This window comes from Streptomyces sp. NBC_00620, from assembly GCF_026341825.1.
GTDB lineage: Bacteria > Actinomycetota > Actinomycetes > Streptomycetales > Streptomycetaceae > Streptomyces.
In genome coordinates, this window is the sequence record NZ_JAPENY010000003.1 from 24,578 (window position 1) to 45,567 (window position 20,990).

The following is a 20,990-nucleotide window of genomic DNA, read 5'->3' on the forward strand; positions in this document are numbered from 1 at the left end:
TCCGGGGTTCCGGCGGGTGCGCGGCTCTTGTGGCGCGGCTGGAAGCTAGCAAGCGATGGATCCGACTTGCAATAGATGCGTGAAAGCTTTCTGTCTGACATCTCGGCTGAGAGAGCATTCAGACTGCATGTCTTGCATGTTTCTTGCGCATGACCGTTGAATCTCCTCTTCGGCCCCTGCTAGCTTTCCGCCACCACTCGGCCCCCCAACCCGCCGTCACCGAAGACCGGGAGACCCGATGAAGCCCTCAAGGCTCATGCTGCTTACCGCTGTTGCCCTGCTCACTCCCATGGCCCCCGCACTGACGGCCACGGCAGCTCCGGGAGACGGCGCGGCTCCCTCGTCGGACACCACCGCCGCCCCGCCCCAACTCGCCCTCCCCGACCCGGGTTTCGAGAACGGCGGCACCGGCTGGACCTTCGGCGCGGGCACCGGGGTCGGCACCGGCAACTCCCACGGCGGCGCCCGCTTCCTCTACCTGGACGCCGGGGCCGGCAAGAGCGCGCAACTGAGCCTTGTCGCACCCCGGAACGGCAGTTACGACTTCTCCGCGTGGATCGGGAGCGCCGGCGACGGCGGCACATACACGGTCCGGCGCAACGGCGAGACCGTCGAGACGATCACCCTGCCGCAGCGTCGCGCCTACGCCCGGTACACCATCAGCCGCGTCGAGCTGAAGACCGGCGACCGGCTGGAGATCGCCTTCGGCTCCGGCAGCGCCTGGGTCAACGCCGACGATCTGATGATCTCCCCCGCCGCGCCCGCCGACCCCAAGGTCACCTCGTCCGACCCCGAGGTCGTCGAGATGTTCGGCTGGGCCAAGAAGAAGGCCAACAGCTGGGCTCAACTGCCCGGCACGACCGGCCCGATCAACGTCGACGAGTACCAGACCGGCGGCACCGGCACCGCGCAGTACGCGGCCACCTACTGGGCCGGATACGCCAACCGCAGCGCCTATTACTCCCGCGACATGACCCACCAGCTCGCCGGCGCCCACATCCTCGGCCTCGACGTCGCGAACAGGACGATGCTCCGCTCGTACGCGTCTTCGGCCACCGCCGAGCACAAGTACTTCCCGGTGTGGGCCCTCAACTTCGACGCCCAGACCTATCTGAGCATCGACTACAAGAGCCCGGACAACTACGTGCGTGAGGTGCCGGCCGTCTTCGAACTCGTCGAGAAGGCCGGACAGGCCTACCGGTGGACCGGCGACCAGAGTTACGTCGACGACCCGGCGCTGTGGGACTTCTATCTGCACTCCACCGATGAGTTCATCGACCTGCACAACGCCGCCAAGCCCAACGGCAAGGTCAAGGTCGCCGAGGGCACGGGCAACGGCATCTTCGCCGGCGCCGCCAGCTACAACGAGCAGGACGGCGACGGCCTCGCCGAGGCCGGGGACGGCATCGCCTCGCAGTACCAGGCGTATCTCGCGATGGCCACGCTCGCACGCGGCAAGGGCGACACCGCACTGGCCAAGACGTTCGACCGGCGTGCCGCAGACCTGAAGGCGTACTTCAACGACGAATGGAGCGGCAGCGGAAGCGGAGCCGACATGGTCCGCGCGTACACCACGTCCGGCGCCCCGGTCACCGGCTGGGGCAAGGAGAACAGCGTGTTCGTGCCGATGAAGCAGATCCTCGATCCCGGCCCGCGCAACGACGCCTATCTCGACTACATCCAGACGCAGGAGTTGGGTCCTGAGGGGTCGCCCAACATCGAGTCGACGACGTACCTGCCCGACATGTTCTTCAAGAACAACCGCAACGACACCGCCTGGACGTGGATGAAGAAGATCTACGGCCAGCGGGAGATCCAGCACATCAACTCCAGCCAGGGCCCCAACGGTGACTACCCCGAGGTGTCGTTCACTCTGGTCAGTCAGACCGTCGAGGGCCTGATGGGCATCACACCGGACGCGGCGAACCGCACGGTGACCACGCAGTCGCGGCTGCCGTCCGGCATGAAGTGGCTCCAGACCGCCGACATACCCATCGGCACCAGCACCATCACCGTGCGGCACGACGGCGCGACGAAGTCCACGCTGACGAACAACGCGCGCAGCGGCGCCTACCACTGGGAGGCCCGCTTCCAGGGCGTCCACAAGAAGATCACGGTCAACGGTGTCCCCCAGCGCGTACGGACCAAGACGGTCGACGGCGTGACGTACACGTACGCGACGCCGACGGTTCGGGCGGGGGCGACAGCGGTGGTGAAGGTGGCCGACTGACGCGAACGCCGCCTCTTGGTCAGCGCTCACTCGTTCTCCGGGCGGCCCGCTCGCTAGCCGACCGGTCTAGTAAGTAATAGTCGACCGGTCGTACACTCGACTCATGGGACGAACCAGCGACGCCAGGGAGAAGATCCTCAGTGCCGCGCAGACACTCATCGAGCTGCGCGGCTACTCGGCTCTGGGTGTGGCCGAGATCTGCAAGACGGCCGGTGTACCCAAGGGCAGCTTCTACTACTTCTTCGAATCGAAGGAAGCTCTCGCGCTGGCCGTGATCGACGAGCACTGGGCCGGCCAGAAGGCCGACTGGACGCGCATCCTGAATGAAGACGCAGTACCACTGGACCGGCTACGTCGGCTCTTCGAGGAGACGGAGGCCGGGCAGCGCGCCGGCCAGCAGAGCTGCGGCACCGTCTCGGGCTGCCTGTTCGGGAACCTCACTCTGGAGCTGAGCAACCAGACGGAGGCCATCCGCATGCGGCTGCAGGAGATCTTCGAGGCCCAGGTCGAGATGGTCGACTCGGTCATCGCCGAGGCTCTGGAGCGCCACGAGGTCACCGTGACCGATACCCGGGAGGCCGCGCGGTCGGTGGTGGCCCAATTGGAGGGGCAGGTCCTCTTCGCCAAGCTCTACAACAACACGCAACGCCTCGGCTCACTGTGGGGGAACTCCCTGGCGCTGCTCGGTGGCCGCGCGGCGGACGGGGTCGCGGCCAGCGTCTGATGCCGGTCCGCCGCTGACGAAGGACACAGCTCGTTGCCCGCCGGTGTCTTCGTCACGGGCCGCGCCAGATGTTGTCGAAGGCCGCGTTTTCGATGCTTCGCCGTTGCCGTACGGCTTCCAGTTCCGTCACCGCGTCGTGGACAGCGGCCAGTACGGTCACGACCGCTTCGTCGGCGAGGCCGGTGACCTCTTCCGTGGGCTCGTCGCGGATGCCCGCGGCGGCCGCGAGGCCGGCGAGGACGGGCTCGCCCGACGTCCAGCGGTCGGACGCCCGGCGACGTGCCGAGGTGTCGCCCCACACGGCCGGGCCCGTACGAATTGGATTCCAGCGGTGGCGTGGCCGGGCCACTTGCCCTTCCGCCTCCAGGGCGGCCAGGTAGGCCGCGGCCAGGTCACGGCCCCGGCGCCACAGCCAGTCCTCGATGGGCTCGTACGGCGCCTGGCGGGTGAGCGACGCCGCCGCCTCGTCCAGCAGCCGGTCACCCATGGTCCGCGGCGCTGCGGGCACGATGCCGTCGCCGTCCAGGGTGAGCGCCTGGGCGTCGATGAGGTCGATCAGTTCGGCTCCCGCGAGCGCCAGCGACAGGTTGCCCTGCTCGACGGAACGACCGGACGAGACATCCATGGTGATGATCAACAGGTCGCGCGGTGTGGTCATGACGGGCTCCACATCAGAGGCAGGTGGCGATACGCCAGAGGCATGGGTGACGATACGTCGCCGGTGCCCGACCACGCCCCGGGGGGCAAGGCCGGACGCCGCGGCGGACAAGCGGTTGCTTTGGACGGGCGCCTCGGACGGAAACCGACGACCGGACGGTGAACGGTCGGCCGACCGCGGCTCGGCTCCATCAGGCGCCGAGTCTGCCCGTGTCCGGGGCGGTTTCCGCAGGAGCCGACCGTCGTACCGGGATGGCGTGTCGCCCTTCCACCATGTCGTGCGGGAAGCCGATGCGCAGCACGGCGGCGGCTGCGGCAGCCGCGAGGACCACGACGGCGGCCAGGATCAGCGCCTGGCGGTAGCCGTGGTCGAGCAGCGGAGCGACGACCAGGGGACCGAGGATCTGGCCGACGGAGTATCCGGCGGTCAGCAGCGCGACCGAGCGCGGGACCCGGAGATGGGCCCCGGTTGCGAGGGCAAGGGTGCTGATGCCGATGAAAGTCGCGCCGAACAGGACCGCGGAGACCAGGGCGGCTGCTACTCCGCCGATCAGGGCGGGCAGGGCGATGCCGGCCGCCTGGACGAGGAGCGCGGCCAGCAGCAGATCGGGGCGGGACCAACGGCGCCCGAGCCAGGCCCACAGCGCCGAGGAAGGCACCGCCGCCAGACCGACCAACACCCAGGCGCCGCTGCCGATCCACCCCGGGGAGCTCTGCTCGATCGCGGCGACCAGGAAGGTGCCGGCGACGATGTAGCCGACGCCCTCCAGCGTGTAGGAGGCGAAGAGGGCGGTGAACCAGCGGTGCGTGCGCATCTCCGGTCCGTCGGCCGGGGCCCTGCCGGATTCGGGGGTTGGCGTGGGATATGCCTCCGGGCGGAGGTTCCACGAGACGGCGGCGAGGACCGCGGCAAGTGCGGCCGAGGCCCACCAGGCGGCCCGCCAGTCGGCAGCGGAACGAAGAACGAGGACGAGCAGGCCGGACAGTGCGATGCCTGCGCCGACGCCGCCGAAGGCCCAGCCGGGCAGGTGGGCCGGGTGCTCCCGCAGGTGGCTGAGAAGGGAACTGACCGCGATGACGAAGATCAGCGCGCTCATCACTCCGGCCAGTAGCCGCAGCGCGATCCATACGGCTGTGCTGTGTGTGGCGGGCATGGCAGCCAGACTGGCGGTCAGCACGATCAGGGCGGTGCGCAGGAGAGCGGGTGAGCGGACCAGCGCGGGGCCCGCGATGCCGGCGAGCGCGCCCACGAAGTAGCCGATGTAGTTGGCGGTGGCCAGATTCGCGCCGGCACCCGCGGACAGCCCCGCCTGAGCATGCATCAGGGGGAGGATCGGGGTGTAGACGAACCGGCCGACCCCCATGCCCGCGGCGAGCGCCGCGGCGGCTTGGACGACGTGCCCCCAGGGCGAGTGGAGCGCCGCGCTTCCTCGTGCCCGGGCGTCGCGCAGGGCTCGTACGCTCATGACGAAGTCCTTGTGAGATCGCGCGGGCCTCCGGGCGGCCACGACTCACCGCCGTGAACTCGGCGGTGAACGGACGGGGAATGTGACGTCACTGCGTGGCGTCGGTCCGGCCCGGGTCGTTGGGGTGGGACTCGAGGGCGGTGACGGTGAAAGTCATCCACGGGCTCAGTGGCAGCGTGCCGAGCACCTTCTCATGGAGCTCGTCCTCGTCGGCGGCCCGCCAGACGCCGATGCTGCGCAGCTCTCCGACCGGGCGCCACAGCCGCGCCAGGTTGCCGGTGCCGGCCAGTTCCCGGGCACGGACGGATTCGGCGGCGCGGCGCCGGTCGACCTCGTCCTGGCTGGTGCCCTCGGGGACGGTGGTGGTGATCTCGACCAGGAACTCTCGCATCGTCCTGCTCCGTTCGGTCGGGCGTCCGGCGACGGCCGGGGCGTATGGGTGGTGGGAGGCCTGTGTTTTCAGAGGGTCGGCTGCCGCGGTGTTTTCAGCGAGGCGGCCGTCGCGGTGTGATCGGACGGCGGCCGGCGTACCGGGGGGCGGCAGGTTCAGCCTGTCTGCCGGGGGCGTCGAAGGACGTCCAGCTGAGCGTCGAAGCGGGCGGCCGATCGTCGGCGAACTCCGAGCCCGTCGGTCCTGCCGGGTCGGCGACCGGCCGCACCGCTTCAACCCGCCGGATACCGGCGGGGACCACTGCGCTCGCATGCCGTCGGGTTGTCATACGCTCATCGTCCGCCTGCGGCAGGGGCGCCGCCACGACGGGCTTGCTCCCTGCTGGGAGGCGTGGCCTCTCACCGACGTAGCATGACAGGCGTGGAACTGCGCCAACTGCGGTATTTCGTTGCGGTCGCCGAGGAACTGAACTTCGGCCGGGCCGCCGCGCGGCTGCTGATCGCGGGCCCCTCCCTGTCGCAGCAGATCAAGGCGCTCGAACGCGACCTAGGGGTGCAGTTGTTCGTTCGTGACCGCCGTTCGGTGTCCCTCACCCCGGCCGGTTCGGCCCTGCTCCCGCACACCCGCGCACTGCTGGAACGGGCGGAGGACCTCCAGCGGCGCGCCAGCCGGCTGTCCGGTTCGGAACCGGTACGGCTCGGCTACGTCAACTGGCTCCCGCCCGACCTGACCACCCGCGCCGCCGGGGTGGCCCAACTCCACATCGACGCGTGGATCGCGCCCTCGCACACCCAGGCCGCCCGGGTCGCCGACGGCAGCCTGGACCTCGCCGTGTGCTGGGTACGGACCGAGGACCTGGAAAAGCGCGGCCTGCACGCCCGGCTCATCGGCGCCGACCGGCTGTACGCCGTTGCAACCGGCGACGACACGAGCGACGTGGCCGCCCGGGACACCATCGTCCTCCTCGACGACGACACCACCTCCTGGTCGTCCTGGAACATCTATGCCGAACAACTGGCCCGGGACACCGGAGCCGGCGCGGTACACATCGCCGACAATGGCATCACCGGACCCGCGTTCTTCGACCACGTCCGCCGCAGCAACCGTCCGGTCATCAACTCCCCCAAGGGCCAGACCACTCCCCTGCCGCCCGACCTGGTCCAACGCCCGATCGTCGCACCGGAGGTGCACTGGACCTGGTCCCTGGTCCGGCGCGAGAGCGAGAACCGCCCCGCGGTCCTCGCCCTCGTCGACGCCCTCTGCAACAGGGTGGGCGACCTCGGCATCCACGCCCCGGACGCCTGGCTGCCCGAGGGCGACCCGCACCGGAACTAGCCGCCTGAACCAGTGACTAGGACCCGCACCGGCACTAGCCGCCTGGGTCAGTGACTAGACCGTCGCGAGGTCGAACTGCTCCCACGTCCCGATCGCCGTGCGGTTGGCGATGAGCGGGTCGGCTCCGCCGTTGTCGGCCGTCACGTACTTGCCGTTGGCGGAGGCGAGCAGGCTGACCGTGCCGTTGGAGTTGTCCACCAGTTGGAAGGTCTCCCAGGTGCCGATGGCGGTGCGGTCCGCGATCAGGGCGGAGGCGCCCGCGTCGACCGCGCTGACGATACGGCCGTTGGCGCGGGCGCGCACGGCGATGCTGCCGTTGCCCAGGTCGATCTGGTCGAACCGTTCCCACAGGCCGACCGAGTCGCGGTTGGCGATCAGGGACTTGGCGCCGGCGCTCTCCGCGGTGACGAACCTGCTGTTGGCCCGCGCCTTGAGGGTGATCGTGACGGTGGCCGGGGTGCCGGCGGAGGTGCCGTTGACGAAGGGCTGGGTGGGGCGGGTGGCGGTCAGGGCGAGTTCACCCTTGAGCATGCGGCCGCCGTCACCGGTCAGGCGCAGGTAGTAGTCCGAGGAGCAGGCCGTGCCGTCCTCGTCGAGGGCGAGCAGTCCCGAGTCCGTGGGCACCCACTCCTGCGACTCGGCCGTCTTGGCGATCTGGTTCCCCTCGTTGTACTCGTCGTACATGGAGATGTAGATGCCCTGCGCACTCCTGCCCTGACCATGTTGTAGACCTGCCGCCACATGAAGTCCCCGTGGGCGCGCTGGCGTTCGGCGACGTCGCCGGGCAGGACGCACGGCTGCTAGTCGATGCCGTGGGCGGCGCAGTCGGCCAGGTCCGGCACGGTTGCCTGGGTGTAGAAGTTGTCGGCTTCGGAGGCGTTGCCGATCCGGCCCACCATCCACGGCGAGATCATGTTGAGGGCGTGGTAGACGTCTGAGCAGCCTGAACGCGAGTCGCCGGTGCCGGTGCGCCACCATGTCGGCACGCCGCCGATCACGTAACAGCCCTGGCCCTTGAACCAGTTGATGACGTCGAGGCAGGCCTCCGCGCTGAACGCGTGCTTGTCGTCGTTGAATCCGAAGCCCCAGATGCACACGACGGGCTTGCCGTTCTGGAGCGCGTACGCCGAACTCTACGTGTGGGCGGACATCTTGTTCGTCCAGTCGGTCTTGATCTCCGACTGCATGGCGGTCCAGCCGCTGACGTCGTACATGACGTAGAACTTCCGCCCGTACGCCTCGGCGGCGCCGCGCACCTTCTGGGCCATGGCGTCCCGCGTCGGGCCCTCGCTGTCGTTGGGGTTGAACCTCTGGAGCGCGGCGGTGTCGATGCCGTACTGCTGCATCCACAGGAAGTGGGCGTCCACGGTCTGCTGGTCGTACGAGGAGAACAGCGAGGCCGTGCGGCCGTTGCCGAGGCTGCCGAACGCCGTCGGGTACGTCTTCGTGATGTCGCGGACGTCGGGCCAGGCCTTGATGCCGTTGTTGGAAGGGGACGGGGTCTGGGCGCTGTTGGGGGCCCAGTGCCACCAGGCGTTGATCGGCGCACCGTCGCCCTTGCAGGCGAACCAGCCCTGGTAGCCGACGGTGATCTTGCCGACGACGTCGCCAGGAGCGCTGGCGGTGGCGCTCGTGGTGGCCGCCGAGGCGGCCCGCGCGACGCCGACCGCGCCGACCGCGCCGAGTGCGGCGGCCGCGGTGCCGCCGGCCGTCGCGCCGAGGACCCTGCGGCGCGTCCAGGTCGGTGTGCGGTGGGACTTGGGCATATGAGGCTCCGAGAGGCGCGGGGGGATGACCTGGGCGGGGGCCCGGGCGAGGCATCTGGGGGTGCGAGAGCGGAAATCTCAAGACGTGAGTTAAGTCGTGAGGGCGGTGGAGCGTCAAGGCGCGTGCCCTGCATGGGGGCAATGCAGGGAACGGTCGCAAAGGTGAACCGTGCGGATGGACAACTTGCCCGCCACGAGGGGCTGGTGGGGTGCGGCGGCACATTTATTAGGAGTTCTTAAGGGCTCCATGAGCGTCCTCATATGAACGGCGACCAGGCTGGGAAGCAGTTGCCCCAGCGAAGGGAACCCCCACCATGTATGACCACGACCCGACACATGACTCTTCGCCCGAGCCCACCCCCACGGTCAGGACCGGACGAGCCTCCCAGCCCTTCCCGCGGCGGATGCTGTCACGGAGAAGTGTGTGGACCATGGCTGCCGGGCTGGCGTGTGCGGTAGCCGGAGCCACCCTCGGCGGTACGTCCGCCGCCGCGGATTCCTCGTCGTCTCCTTCCATCGCGGCCACGACCTCGCCGACCCCGACGCCCACCGGGCCCGCAGGCGGCGGCCCCGCGGCCGACCCGTCCGACGGCGGTGCGACCGGCATCGTCGACACCGTGTCCACCTCGGGCTTCACCATGACGACGGCGACGGGCGTGGAGGTGACGGTGACCGAGACCTCCGCCACGAAGACCACTGGAGCCTCCGCCAAAGCCGTGAAGGAGGGTGCGAGCGTCCTCGTCATCGGGGTGGTGGACAGCGCGAACATCGCCGCGACGCAGGTCGCCGTCCAGCGCGGAGGCGACGGCGGAGCAGCGGCCGCCGAAGCGGCAGGGGTGATCGCCTTCCAGCAGGGGACCCCGTCACCGGACAAGTCGGTCGGTCAGATCCCTGACTACACCGAGGGCGAAGGGACGATCGTCAACGGTACGACCGCGTACAAGGCGGTCAAGGCCGCGCAGGCCGTCGTCCCCGGAGGCATCAGCGACCGCGTGGTCGAACTGAGCGGCGGTGAGTACGAGGTCCACAACATCAGCGTCAACTGGCCGCACCACGTCTTCGTCGACAGGAACTTCAAGGTCGTCGGCTGGGAGTAGACACCGCCGCCACCGCAAGGGGTCGCGGGATCGAATCCTGCCGCCCCTCACTCCACCGCAGGCCGAAGGCCGTCTCCTCAGGATGAGGAGACGGCCTTCGCCGTTGCCCAAGCCACGTCGGGCAGGAACACTCCGGCGCCCTACCGCTGACATGCGCTGGAAGGCTGCGCCTTCCAACTGCGAGGAAGTCAGTCCTGGCCAGAGCCCTGTTGACCTTTGACTTCTCCACCCCGAGCGACCTACCTTCGCATTAGTCGACCGGTCGGCTAGTAGTCGAAGACCCGGTCGAGAAGCCCCACTCCCATCCCGGAAAAGGTCATCATGAGCACTCAGAACCAGAAGGTCGCAGTCATCACCGGTGCCTCGCAGGGCATCGGCGCCGGCCTCGTCGACGCCTACCGCAAGCTCGGCTACGCCGTCGTCGCCACCTCGCGCACGATCGCCCCCTCCAACGACGCGGGCGTCCTGACCGTCCAGGGCGACATCGCCGACCCCGCCACCGCCGAACGTGTCATCGCTGCCGGCGTCGAGCGGTTCGGACGTATCGACACCCTGGTCAACAACGCCGGCCTCTTCGTCGCCAAGCCCTTCACCGACTACACCGGGGACGACTACGCCGCCGTGACCGGTGTGAACCTCGCCGGCTTCTTCCGGATCACTCAGCTGGCCACCGAGCACATGCTCGCCCAGGGCGGCGGCCATATCGTCAACGTCACCACCAGCCTGGTGGACAACGCCAACTCCAACGTCCCCTCCGTGCTGGCCTCGCTGACCAAGGGCGGCCTGCAGTCCGCCACCAAGTCCCTCGCCATCGAGTACGCCACGCGTGGCATCCGCAGCAACGCCGTCTCACCGGGCACCATCAAGACCCCCATGCACCCCGAGGAGACCCACGAGGCCCTCGCCGCCCTGCATCCGGTCGGCCGGATGGGCGAGCAGAGCGACATCGTCGACGCGGTGATCTACCTGGAGAACGCCCCGTTCGTCACCGGCGAGATCCTCCATGTGGACGGCGGAATGAGCGCCGGCCACTGACCCGACTCCGGCAAGGAGAAGCCTGATGAGCAGCACGACAGACAGTGAAGCGATCCTGCGCGGCGTTCTCGACCGGTGGAAGGCGGCCGTCGACGCACACGAACCGCAGCAGGTCGCCGCACAGTTCACCGAGGACGCGATCTTCCAAGGACTGCACCCGTACAGCGTCGGAAGGCCGGGGATCGCCGCCTACTACGACTCCCAGCCCATCGGGATGGCGGCCGCGTACCGGATCCTCGAAACCAGACGCCTCGCCGACGACCTCGTACTCGGTTACCTGGACGTCGACTTCTCGTTCACCGACCGCCCCACCCTCGGCCTCAAGCTCGGCGTACTGGTGAAGCGCCTGGAGGAGGGCTGGTACATCACCCACTACCAGGTCTCCCGCCTCGGCTAGAGACCGCCGGTACTCAGAGTGCGGACAGGTCGATCGCCCGGTCGACGTCCTGCGGCTGCAGCACGCGCAGGATGCCTTCCAGCAGGTAGTAGTCGGCGTAGGGAAGCGAGATCTCGATCCCGTCCTCGGCCGGCCGGTTACGGGTGCAGCGGGCGACGACCGCTTCGGCGCGGGAGGACTTGTCCGTGAGGCAGGTCTGTGACAGTGCGGTGAGTATCCGGAGCGCGACCGAGCGGTAGTCCTGTCTGCCCGTTACGGCGGACAGGTCGAGAAGGCCGCAGGCCATGATCGCGCCGGCTGAGGCGTCCTTGATGTCGTGGGGCTGCTGCGGTGCGCGGTAGTCCCACACAGGGACGTGGTCGGCGCCCAGCGCGTCCACCGCGAAGTCGGCGAGTTTGCGTGCGGTGGCCAGGAACTGCCGGTTCCCGGTCCGGCGGTACATCGTGGTGAATCCGTACAGCCCCCATGCCTGTCCGCGCGACCAGCACGAGGTGGGGCTGTAACCCTGCACGGTGCCCGGGCCGATCTGCGCTCCGGTGGCCGGGTCGAAGTCGAATACGTGCGGGGTCGATCCGTCCGGTCTCGGGAACACCTGCTGAGCGGTCTTCGCGTGCTCCACGGCGATGTCGAGGTATTTGCCGTCGCCGGTCTGCCGGCTGGCGAATGCCAGCAGGTCGAGATTCATCATCGTGTCGATGATGACGCGGCCCGCGTTGTTCGGATCGTTCAGTGCGCCCCACGCCCGGATGAAGCGCCCGCGCGGGTTGTACCGCTGGATCAGCGAATCGGCCGCCTGTAAGGCGCCGGCCCGCCAAGTGTCGTCACCCGTCAGACGCCACGCGGTCACCCAAGACGGTGAGAACAGGAATCCGAGATCGTGCGTGCCGGTGTCGTACTGGCGGGGGGCGAGCTTTTTCGCCGAGTCGAGCGCCATTGAGCGGAAGGCGTCGTCCTTGCTGTAGAGCCACGCCATCCAGAGCGTTCCCGGCCAGAATCCGCCGACCCAGTCACCGTTCTGGGAGTAGGTCCATTTCTCGAACTTCGTCCCGACGGGAAAGGCGCTCACTCCGGGCGCGACGGCACGGATCTTGTCCACCGCGTAGTCGGCCGCCGCGCGCAATGTGCGCGCGGTCGCCGCCGGTGTCCGACCGGCCGCCGCCTGTGCGGCCTGCGGTGCGGAGGCGTACGCCGCCGTAACACCGGCCGCCGAAGCCAGCACAGTTCGCCGGGGAATGCTCACGGTCGCCTGCCTCTCCAACTGGTCAGCCCTGTAAGGGAGTTGGAGGAGTTTTACACGGCAGCCACGCCAACGTACACCCATATGACATGAGTTCAGGTCCGTGAACGCAAGCTCCCGTGTCGCTCAGCTGTCGTAGTCGACGGTCAGCGTGTCGGAGACGGGGAACGTCTGGCAGGTGAGCACATAGCCGGCGTCGACCTCGGCGGGTTCGAGGGCGTAGTTGCGGCGCATGTCCGCGGTGCCGTCGGTGACCAGTGCGCGGCAGGTGCCGCAGACACCGCCCTTGCAGGCGAAGGGCAGGTCGGGGCGGGTCTTCTGGCCGCTGTCGAGGATGACGCGGTCCCGGGGCAGGGCGGAGGTGGTGGAGCGGCCGTCGAGGGTGATGGTGACCTTGCTGACGGGGCCGTCGTAGGCGGTGTCGACATGACGGACGGGTTGTACGGGCTCGTCGTCGGCGTAGAACAGCTCCTGGTGGACGTGTCCCGCGGGAACGCCGAGTCCGGCGAGGAGCTCCTGGGCGTCGCGGACCATGCCGTGCGGGCCGCACAGCCACCAGTGGTCGGCGGCCTTCGCGTCGACCAGGGCGTCGATGAGCGTGGCGAGCCGGTCGGCGTCGAGGCGGCCGGAGAGGATCTCCGCCTCGCGCGGTTCGCGGGACAGCACGTGCGCCAGTTGGAACCGGCCCGGGTAGAGGTCCTTCAGGTCGGCGAGGTCGTCGGCGAACATCACGGTGTCGGTGCGCCGATTGCCGTAGAAGAGCGTGACGCGTGAGCGGCTGTCGGCGGCGAGGACGGACTCCGCGATGGACAGCATCGGGGTGATCCCGGAGCCCGCGGCGATCAGGACGTGGTGGCCGGGTTGCGACAGGTCGGGCGTGAAGGCACCGGTCGGTGCCATCACCTCGACGGTGTCTCCGGGGCGCACGTCGTGCACCAGCCAGGAGGAGAACAGCCCGCCGGGGACGACCCGTACGCCGATGCGCGGTCGCGCACCCACGGGAGAGCAGATGGAGTACGAGCGGCGCTCGTCGCGTCCCTCGACCTCGCGGCGGAGCGTGAGCGACTGGCCGGGCCGGTACGCGAACTCCTCGGCGAGGTGCTCGGGGATGTCGAAGCCGATGGCCGCAGCGTCCTCGCACAGCGGCTGGACCGCGGCGACCCGCAGCGCGTGGAAGGCCGGGCGGCGGCGGGCCTGGTGGGTCGGGGCCGGGGCGGTCATCAGATCTCCTTGACGTACTCGAACGGCTCGCGGCAGGCGCGGCAGCGCCACAGCGCCTTGCAGGAGGTGGCCGCGAAGCGCGAGGTCTCCTCGGTGTCGGCCGATCCGCAGCGGGGGCAGGCCACCGCGCGCCTGAGGGGGGCGAGCGTCAGTGGCACGGGCCCGGGAGCGTGCCGGGGCGCGGCGCCGGGCGGCGCGATGCCGTGCTCGGCGAGCTTGCGGCGGCCGTCGGGGGTGATCCAGTCCGTGGTCCACGCAGGGTCGAGCACGGTCCGGATCTCCACCCGGGCGAACCCGGCATCACGCAGCCGCGCGGCGACCTCGGCGCGCATCTCGGCCATGGCGGGGCAGCCGGAGTAGGTGGGCGTCAGGCTCGCGACGACGGTGCCGTCCGGGCCGACCTCGACATCACGCAGTACGCCCAGGTCGGCGAGGGTGAGCATGGGCATCTCGGGGTCGGGCACCTGCTCGGCGATGCGCCGGGCCCGCCGTGTCTCGGCCGAGGCCAGTACGGTCACCATGTCGCCTCCGGGTGGGCGCGGGCCACGCTCTGGAGCTCGGCGAGCAGCGGGGCCAGATGTTCGGTGCGGTCGCCCTCGCGGCCGTGTCCCGGCACCGGTGCCGCCTCGGGCAGGACGAGTCCGGCGGCGTCGGTGACCTGGCGAAGCACGGCCAGCACTTCGTCCCGTACCTCCGCCGCTCCCGTGAAGAGTTCGTCCGCGTAGGGGGCGACATCGGCAAGCGCGTCGCGCATCCGGCGCCGCGACTCCTCGGTGCCGTCGCCCAGCCGTACCGCCCACTCGGCGGCGTACTGCCGGTGATAGGTCAGTTCCTTGACGCCCTTGGCGGCGATGGCGGCCAGCACCGGGTCCGGCGTGGTGACGGCGAGCCGCTCGAAGACGGCCAGCCGCCAGGAGGACAGCACCAGAAGCCGGGTGATGGTGAACGCGAAGTCACCGCCCGGCAGTTCGGCGAGCCGGACGTTGCGGAAGTCGTCCGCGTCGCGGAAGTAGGCGTACGCGTCCTCGCCCCGGCCCGTGCCGTCCACCTGCCCGGCACGCGCGTACAACAGGCGGGCCTGGCCGAGCAGATCGAGCCCGATGTTGGCCAGCGCGACCTCCTCCTCCAGCTCGGGGGCGCGGGTGCACCACTGCGCCAGCCGCTGTGCGCCGACCAGCGCGTCGTCACCGAGGGCCAGGCAGTACGCGGCCAGCTCCCCGGCGTCGATCCCGTCGGGGACGGTCTGGTCGACGCCGTGCAGCGGATCCTCGAAGCCGGTGCCGAACGCCCAGCGGGCGTCGCTGTCGTCGTGTCCCTCGGCCAGGGACAGGTAGACGTGATCGTCACTCATGTCGTCTCCTGTTCCTAGATGTGCGGGACGTCGTCGGGGATGTCGTAGAACGTGGGGTGCCGGTAGACCTTGTCGGCGCTGGGGGCGAAGAACGGGTCCTTCTCGTCGCGCGTCGAGGCGGCGATGTGTTCCGAGCGCACCACCCAGATGGACACACCCTCGTTGCGCCGGGTGTACAGGTCGCGGGCGTGGGTGAGGGCCATGCGGTCGTCGGCGGCGTGCAGTGAGCCGACGTGGACGTGGTTCAGGCCGCGCTTGCCGCGTACGAAGACCTCGTACAGGGGCCAGTCCTGCGTCATGCCGCCGCTCCTTCTGCCGCTGTTGCCTGTGCGCGCGCTGCCTGCTTCGCCGCGTACGCGGTCGCCGCCTCCCGTACCCAGGCGCCCTCCTCATGGGCGGCCCGGCGCCGGCCGACCCGCTCGGTGTTGCACGGCCCGTCGCCCTTGATCACGCGCTGCAGTTCGGACCAGTCGGGGGTGCCGAAGTCGTGGTGGCCGCGTTCCTCGTTCCAGCGCAGCTCCGGGTCGGGGAGCCGCACGCCGAGCTTCTCGGCCTGCGGGACGGTCATGTCCACGAAGCGCTGGCGCAGTTCGTCGTTCGAGTGCCGCTTGATCTTCCAGGCCATGGAACGGGCCGAGTTGGGCGAGTCGTCGTCGGGCGGGCCGAACATCATCAGCGACGGCCACCACCAGCGGTCGACGGCTTCCTGGACCATCTCCCGCTGGGCCTGCGTGCCGCGCATCATCGTGAGCAACAGCTCGTACCCCTGGCGCTGGTGGAAGGACTCCTCCTTGCACACCCGCACCATGGCCCGCGCGTACGGCCCGTACGAACAGCGGCACAGCGGCACCTGGTTGCAGATCGCCGCCCCGTCCACGAACCAGCCGATCACCCCGACGTCGGCGAAGCTCGGCGTCGGGTAGTTGAAGATCGACGAGTACTTCTGCCGGCCCTCGATCAGCGCCTCCGTCAGCTCCGCCCGGTCCGCGCCCAGGGTCTCGGCGGCCGAGTACAGATAGAGCCCGTGCCCGGCCTCGTCCTGTACCTTCGCGAAGAGGATCGCCTTGCGGCGCAGCGACGGCGCCCGGGTGATCCAGTCGCCCTCCGGCTGCATGCCGATGATCTCCGAGTGGGCGTGCTGCGCGATCTGCCGGATCAGGGTCCTGCGGTAGCCGTCGGGCATCCAGTCACGGGGCTCGATCCGCTGGTCCTTCTCGATCGTGGCGTCGAATTCTTCTTCCAGGCTCGTCGCCTGTGTGCTGCTGGTCATCGACATCCCCACTCCCCTACCGACCATTCGTTCGGTTCCTAGTCTGATGCCTTTTCCCCTGCTGGGCAAGCCCTCTCATCGCCATGGTCTCCTCATGGCCCTTCCCGATGCCTTGTCCGTCGGTCAATCCCACGTGTAGAACCCCTGCCCCGTCTTGCGGCCCAGCTCGCCGCGGGCGACCTTGTCGCGCAGCAGCCGGGGCGGTGCGAAGCGTTCGCCGAGGGTGCTGTGCAGGTACTCGGCGATGGCCAGGCGGACATCGAGTCCGACCAGGTCGGTGAGCCGCAGTGGTCCCATCGGGTGCTTGTAGCCGAGGCGCATGGCGTCGTCGATGGCCTCCGGCTCGGCGACACCCTCCTCGACCATGCGGATCGCCTCCAGGCCAAGGGCCAGGCCGAGGCGGCTGCTGGCGAAGCCGGGTGAGTCGTTGACGACGACGTCCTTCTTGCCGAGGGCGTGGGTCCAGTCCAGGGCGGCGCGGACGACGCCGGCCTCGGTCTGCGGTGCGACGACGATCTCGACCAGTTCGGAGGCGGGCACCGGGTTGAAGAAGTGCATGCCCAGGAAGCGTCCGGGCCGGGTGAGGACGGAGGCGAGTTCGGCAACCGACAGGGAACTGGTGTTGGTGGCCAGCACGGTCGTCGGGCTCACCGCCTTTTCGGCCAGGGCGAGGAGCCGGGCCTTGAGCGCGGGGTCCTCGGGAACGGCCTCGATGACCAGCTCTGCCCCTGCGGGCAGGCCCTCCACCGAGTCAGCCGTCGTCACGCGGGCGAGTATCTCCTCGGCGGGCTCTGCGAGCTTTCCCCGCTCGGCGGCCCGTTTCAGGCCGGTGGCGACACGGTCCAGCGCGGCGGCCGCGGCTGGCCCGCCGCTCTCCACGACGGTCACGGACGACCCGGCCGCGGCGAAGGACTGCGCGATACCCGCGCCCATGCGGCCGCCGCCGATGACGCCGACGACCGCGGGTGCGGAAGGGGGTGCGGTGGTCATGCCCGGCTCCTCTTCTCGATGAAGCGTGTCATCCGGTCCTTCTTGTCCTGGCCCTCGAAGAGCACGGCCTGCGCGAGGTCGTCGGCCACCGGGTGGGCGCCGGGCGAGTCGACGACCAGCTTGGTCAGCCGCAGGGCCGTGGCCGATGAGCGGGCCATGCGGTCGAGCAGCGCGTGCGCCTCGTCCAGCAGCCTGTCCGCCGGTACGACATCGATGACCAGCCCTGCGGCCAGTGCCGCCGGTGCGTCGAGGTTCCGTCCGGCGAGCAGCACCTGCTTGGCGACCGACTCGCCGACCAGTTCGGGCAGCCGCCAGCAGGCGCCTGCCGCGGCGAGGATGCCGAGCCCGGGTTCCGGGTTGCCGAAGACGGCGTCCGGTCCGGCGATACGGATGTCGCAGGCGTACGACAGTTCCGCACCGCCGCCCAGCGCCCAGCCGTCGACGGCGGCGAGGGTGGGCATCGGCAGTCGGCGTACCCGCTCGAACAGGCGGCTGTTGATGCCCTGCAGTGCCTCGTCCCGTCCGCGCCGCAGCAGCTCCGCGATGTCGGCGCCGCCTGCGAAGACGCCGCCGTGGCCGGTGAGCAGCAGCAGTTTCGGGTGCTGCTCCAACAGGTCGCAGACGGTGTGCAGTTCGCGGATCATCAGGCCGCTGATCGCGTTGCGGGCCTCGGGGCGGTGCAGGGTGACGACGACGCGGTCCTCGCGGTCCTCGACGATGAGCGTCTCGTACTCGTACGTGGTGGTCATACGCGTTCCACCAGCATCGCGACGCCCTGTCCGACGCCGACGCACAGCGTGGCCAGGCCCCTTCGGGCGTCTTCGCGCTCCAGCCGCCCGAGCAGGGTGAGCAGGATGCGGGCGCCGGAGCAGCCCAGCGGATGGCCCAGGGCGATGGCGCCGCCGTCGGCGTTGACCTTTGCCTCGTCGAGCTTGAGGCGGCGGACGACCGCCAGTGCCTGGGCGGCGAAGGCTTCGTTCAGCTCGACCGCGTCCAGGTCACCGGTCCCCCATCCGGCGCGGGCGAGCGCCTTCTCGGTGGCGGGCACCGGGCCCAGGCCCATGACGTGGGGCTGCACCCCGGCCGAGGCGGAGGTGACGATCCGGGCCCGTGGGGTGAGCCCGTACCGCTCGACGGCCGCCGCGCTCGCCACCACCAGGGCGGCGGCGCCGTCGGACAGCGGCGAGGCGGAGCCTGCGGTGACGATGCCGTCCTTGCGGAAGATCGTGCGCAGGGAGCCGAGCTTCTCCAGTGTCGTGGAGGGGCGCGGGCCCTCGTCACGGGTCACCTCGCCGTCCTTCACCGGCACCGGCACGATCTCGCGGTCGAAGCGGCCCGCATCCTGAGCGGCGACCGCCCGTTGATGGCTGCGCAGCGCGAAGGCGTCGGACTCGGCGCGGGTGATGCCGTCGAGCGCGGCGACCTCCTCGGCCGTCTCGCCCATCGACAGGGTCGTCTTCCCCGCCTCCCCTGTGGAGAGCTTGTCCGCGGCGGTGAAGCGCGGATTGGTGAAGCGCCAGCCCAGCGAGGTGTCGTGCACCTCCCCCGGCTTCGCCCACGGAGTGCCGGGCTTGGCCATCACCCAGGGCGCGCGGGTCATCGACTCCACGCCGCCCGCGACGACCAGGTCGGCCTCCCCGGCCCGTATCGCCTGGGCGGCCGAGGCCACGGCGGTGAGTCCCGAGGCGCACAGCCGGTTGACGGTGTAGCCGGGCACGGTGTGCGGCAGTCCGGCCAGCAGCACGGCCATCCGCGCCACGTCCCGGTTGTCCTCACCGGCCTGGTTGGCGGCACCGAGGATCACCTCGTCCACCGCCTCCCCGGGAATTCCGGCGCGGCGGACCGCCTCACCGACCACCAGGGCCGCCAGGTCGTCGGGGCGTACGGAGGCCAGGGCGCCGCCGTAGCGGCCCTGGGGGGTGCGGGCGCCGTCGATCAGATAGACCGCGTCACGGAGTTCAGGCATCGGCGCTCTCCTCGGCAGCGACCGGGGCGACGGGCCGGCGCGACTGAAGCGTCGCGAAGCGGCCCGTCACGAACGCGGGATCGGACAGGGTGGCACTGGCCGCCGGGTTGGCGGCGCTGCCGTGGAAGTCGCTGAACGCGGCGGACTGGTTGACGAAGACACCGCCGGTGAGGTTCTCCGAGAGATGCACTCCGGCGTCCAGGGCCGCCAGCTCGGCGTCGTCCAGCACCTCTTCGCTGGTGGAGTGGACGGCGGCGGTCAGCGCACCATGGGCGCTCACCGTCTCGCGCAGGATTCGCAGACTGTGCTCGGTGGAGTCGGTGCCGATGACGAAGGAGACAGGGCCGAACCACTCACGGGTGTACGTCTCCCGGTCGGCCTCCGCGTCCAGCCGGGCCACCAGCGGCGTACGGATGACGGCCTTGGGGTGCTCGGGGTGTTCGACGGGCGCCGACGCACGCACCGTACGGCCGACCGCCGCGGCCCGGTCCAGGCGCTCGCGTACGCCGTCGTTGACGATCGCGCCGAGGGTACCGGCGGCGCGGGCCGGGTCGCCGAGCAGCTTGTCCAGTGCGGCGGAAAGGTCAGCGGCGAACTCGTCGGCGGTCCGTACGCCCTGGTCGGTGGTGATGCCGTCGCGCGGGATCAGGAGGTTCTGCGGGGTGGTGCACATCTGCCCGCTGTAGAGAGACAGCGAGAAGGCCAGGTTGCCCAGCAGCCCGCGGTAGTCGTCGGTGGAGTCCAGGACGACGGTGTTGAGGCCTGCCTTCTCGGTGTACACGGCGGCCTGGCGGGCGTTGCTCTCCAGCCAGTCGCCGAACTCCGTCGAGCCGGTGAAGTCGATGATCCGGACGTCGGGGTGCAGCGCGAGGCAGCCGGCGCTCCGGTCCCCGGCCTCCTCGGCGGCGAGGAGCACCACGTTCGGGTCGAAGCCCGCCTCGCCCAGCACCTCGCGGGCGATCCGCACGGTGACGGCGAGCGGCAGGACGGCGCCCGGGTGGGGCTTGACCACGACCGGGTTGCCGGTGACCAGGCTGGCGAAGAGGCCCGGATAGCCGTTCCAGGTCGGGAAGGTGTTGCAGGCGATCAGCACCGCCACCCCACGCCCCACCGGCGTGAACTTCTTGTCCAGCACGAGGGGGCCGCCCTTGCGCTGCGGCTTGCTCCAGCGGGCCGCGCCCGGGTGCCGCTTCTGTTCCGCCCAGGCGTACGCGACCGCTTCCAGACCGCGGTCCTGGGCGTGCGGGCCACCTGCCTGGAAGGCCATGACGAAGGCCTGGCCGGTGGTGTGCTGCACGGCGTGCGCGATCTCGAAGCTCGCCGCGTTCAGCCGGGCGAGGATCTCGGCGGCGACACCGGCACGGGTGTCGGGGTCCGCCGCGCGCCAGGGGCCGGAGGCCGCCTTCCCCGCGGCCACGGCCTCGTCGACCGTGACACGGGGGTAGGTGATGCCGAGAGCGAAGCCGTACGGAGAGGTCTCGGTGGCCGGCACGCGCCTCTCGCCGGGGTGGCCGGCCAGCTCGAAGTGCCCGTCGAGCTGGTCCTGGAAGGCGGCTTCCCCGTTCTTCGCGGCGTCCTCGCCGTAGACCGACTTGCTGGGTGACTCCGGATAGGGCGTCCAGTGGTCCCGGGCCGCCGTCGCGGCGACCGCCTCTTCCAGCAGCGCGCGGTGGCGTGCGAAGAAGTCGGGGCGCTCGGGGCTGTTCTGGGGCATGCGTTCCACCTCTTGACAGGCAGTGGTGATGCTGGATTACTTGGCCGTGCCGAACGCTAACCGAATGTTCGGTCGGTCCACAAGGTGGTGGAAAAGGTGACGCAGACCACTGAGACGGCTTCGAGCCCGACGGAGGGTCCGCC

Annotated in this window: 19 protein-coding genes and 1 pseudogene; 6 read left to right on the forward strand and 14 right to left on the reverse strand. The window is 70.0% G+C overall.

What is annotated here, in order from left to right:
• Positions 1–238 precede the first annotated feature (238 nt).
• Both OG246_RS31460 and OG246_RS31465 read left to right on the forward strand, forming a co-directional pair.
• Positions 239–2,230, forward strand: coding sequence for a hypothetical protein (locus tag OG246_RS31460; protein ID WP_266471118.1), 1,992 nt, complete (start codon positions 239–241; stop codon positions 2,228–2,230).
• 103 nt (positions 2,231–2,333) lie between these two features.
• Positions 2,334–2,954 (forward strand): TetR/AcrR family transcriptional regulator, encoded by a 621-nt coding sequence (locus OG246_RS31465; RefSeq protein WP_266471121.1) that lies wholly within the window; start codon positions 2,334–2,336, stop codon positions 2,952–2,954.
• 52 nt (positions 2,955–3,006) lie between these two features.
• On the opposite strand, the gene OG246_RS31470 is transcribed toward OG246_RS31465, so the two are convergent.
• From OG246_RS31470 to OG246_RS31480, 3 genes are all read right to left on the reverse strand, one after another.
• On the reverse strand, positions 3,007–3,612 hold the full coding sequence (locus OG246_RS31470; RefSeq protein WP_266471123.1) for a GPP34 family phosphoprotein: 606 nt from the start codon (positions 3,610–3,612) through the stop codon (positions 3,007–3,009).
• Between the two features lie 190 nt (positions 3,613–3,802).
• Complete coding sequence (locus tag OG246_RS31475; protein WP_266474879.1) at positions 3,803–4,975, reverse strand: YbfB/YjiJ family MFS transporter; 1,173 nt, start codon at positions 4,973–4,975, stop codon at positions 3,803–3,805.
• Between the two features lie 190 nt (positions 4,976–5,165).
• Complete coding sequence (locus OG246_RS31480; RefSeq protein ID WP_266471125.1) at positions 5,166–5,468, reverse strand: muconolactone Delta-isomerase family protein; 303 nt, start codon at positions 5,466–5,468, stop codon at positions 5,166–5,168.
• A 411-nt stretch (positions 5,469–5,879) separates the two neighbouring features.
• On the opposite strand from OG246_RS31480, the gene OG246_RS31485 reads away from it, so the two are divergent.
• Entirely contained in the window at positions 5,880–6,803 is a 924-nt protein-coding gene (locus tag OG246_RS31485) for a LysR family transcriptional regulator (protein WP_323178349.1), read from the forward strand.
• Positions 6,804–7,292: 489 nt separating this feature from the next.
• On the opposite strand, the pseudogene OG246_RS31490 reads toward OG246_RS31485, so the two are convergent.
• Positions 7,293–8,624, reverse strand: a pseudogene (locus OG246_RS31490) (glycoside hydrolase family 71/99-like protein); the annotation flags it as partial.
• Between the two features lie 376 nt (positions 8,625–9,000).
• Here OG246_RS31490 and OG246_RS31495 point away from each other — a divergent pair.
• From OG246_RS31495 to OG246_RS31505, 3 genes are all read left to right on the forward strand, one after another.
• The gene (locus OG246_RS31495) at positions 9,001–9,666 is read left to right on the forward strand and encodes a hypothetical protein (protein WP_266471127.1); all 666 of its coding nucleotides are present in this window, start codon (positions 9,001–9,003) and stop codon (positions 9,664–9,666) included.
• Positions 9,667–9,987: 321 nt separating this feature from the next.
• On the forward strand, positions 9,988–10,701 hold the full coding sequence (locus OG246_RS31500) for an SDR family NAD(P)-dependent oxidoreductase (protein WP_266471095.1): 714 nt from the start codon (positions 9,988–9,990) through the stop codon (positions 10,699–10,701).
• A gap of 25 nt (positions 10,702–10,726) precedes the next feature.
• Positions 10,727–11,098, forward strand: a complete 372-nt coding sequence (locus OG246_RS31505) for a hypothetical protein (RefSeq protein ID WP_266471098.1) — start codon at positions 10,727–10,729, stop codon at positions 11,096–11,098.
• Between the two features lie 13 nt (positions 11,099–11,111).
• On the opposite strand, the gene OG246_RS31510 is transcribed toward OG246_RS31505, so the two are convergent.
• The 10 genes from OG246_RS31510 to paaN form a co-directional block, all read right to left on the reverse strand.
• Positions 11,112–12,338 (reverse strand): glycoside hydrolase family 88 protein, encoded by a 1,227-nt coding sequence (locus tag OG246_RS31510; RefSeq protein ID WP_266471100.1) that lies wholly within the window; start codon positions 12,336–12,338, stop codon positions 11,112–11,114.
• 123 nt (positions 12,339–12,461) lie between these two features.
• Positions 12,462–13,556 carry a 1,2-phenylacetyl-CoA epoxidase subunit PaaE gene (gene paaE / locus OG246_RS31515; RefSeq protein ID WP_266471102.1) on the reverse strand — a complete coding sequence of 365 codons (1,095 nt, stop codon included), beginning with the start codon at positions 13,554–13,556 and terminating at the stop codon, positions 12,462–12,464.
• Positions 13,556–14,077 carry a 1,2-phenylacetyl-CoA epoxidase subunit PaaD gene (gene paaD, locus OG246_RS31520; RefSeq protein WP_266471104.1) on the reverse strand — a complete coding sequence of 174 codons (522 nt, stop codon included), beginning with the start codon at positions 14,075–14,077 and terminating at the stop codon, positions 13,556–13,558. Before paaD ends, paaE begins: the two co-directional genes overlap by 1 nt.
• Positions 14,071–14,907: a 1,2-phenylacetyl-CoA epoxidase subunit PaaC gene (gene paaC / locus OG246_RS31525; protein ID WP_266471112.1), complete on the reverse strand. Its 837-nt coding sequence runs from the start codon at positions 14,905–14,907 to the stop codon at positions 14,071–14,073. Before paaC ends, paaD begins: the two co-directional genes overlap by 7 nt.
• 14 nt (positions 14,908–14,921) lie before the next feature.
• Complete coding sequence (paaB, locus tag OG246_RS31530) at positions 14,922–15,206, reverse strand: 1,2-phenylacetyl-CoA epoxidase subunit PaaB (protein ID WP_266471115.1); 285 nt, start codon at positions 15,204–15,206, stop codon at positions 14,922–14,924.
• Complete coding sequence (paaA, locus tag OG246_RS31535; RefSeq protein ID WP_266471130.1) at positions 15,203–16,177, reverse strand: 1,2-phenylacetyl-CoA epoxidase subunit PaaA; 975 nt, start codon at positions 16,175–16,177, stop codon at positions 15,203–15,205. The genes paaB and paaA overlap by 4 nt, the downstream gene beginning before the upstream one ends.
• Before the next feature lie 123 nt (positions 16,178–16,300).
• Positions 16,301–17,167 carry a 3-hydroxyacyl-CoA dehydrogenase family protein gene (locus tag OG246_RS31540; protein WP_266471132.1) on the reverse strand — a complete coding sequence of 289 codons (867 nt, stop codon included), beginning with the start codon at positions 17,165–17,167 and terminating at the stop codon, positions 16,301–16,303.
• Entirely contained in the window at positions 17,164–17,916 is a 753-nt protein-coding gene (locus OG246_RS31545) for an enoyl-CoA hydratase/isomerase family protein (protein WP_266471134.1), read from the reverse strand. Before OG246_RS31545 ends, OG246_RS31540 begins: the two co-directional genes overlap by 4 nt.
• Positions 17,913–19,133 (reverse strand): thiolase family protein, encoded by a 1,221-nt coding sequence (locus OG246_RS31550; RefSeq protein WP_266471137.1) that lies wholly within the window; start codon positions 19,131–19,133, stop codon positions 17,913–17,915. The genes OG246_RS31545 and OG246_RS31550 overlap by 4 nt, the downstream gene beginning before the upstream one ends.
• Positions 19,126–20,847, reverse strand: a complete 1,722-nt coding sequence (gene paaN / locus OG246_RS31555) for a phenylacetic acid degradation protein PaaN (RefSeq protein ID WP_266471140.1) — start codon at positions 20,845–20,847, stop codon at positions 19,126–19,128. The genes OG246_RS31550 and paaN overlap by 8 nt, the downstream gene beginning before the upstream one ends.
• Positions 20,848–20,990: the final 143 nt, after the last annotated feature.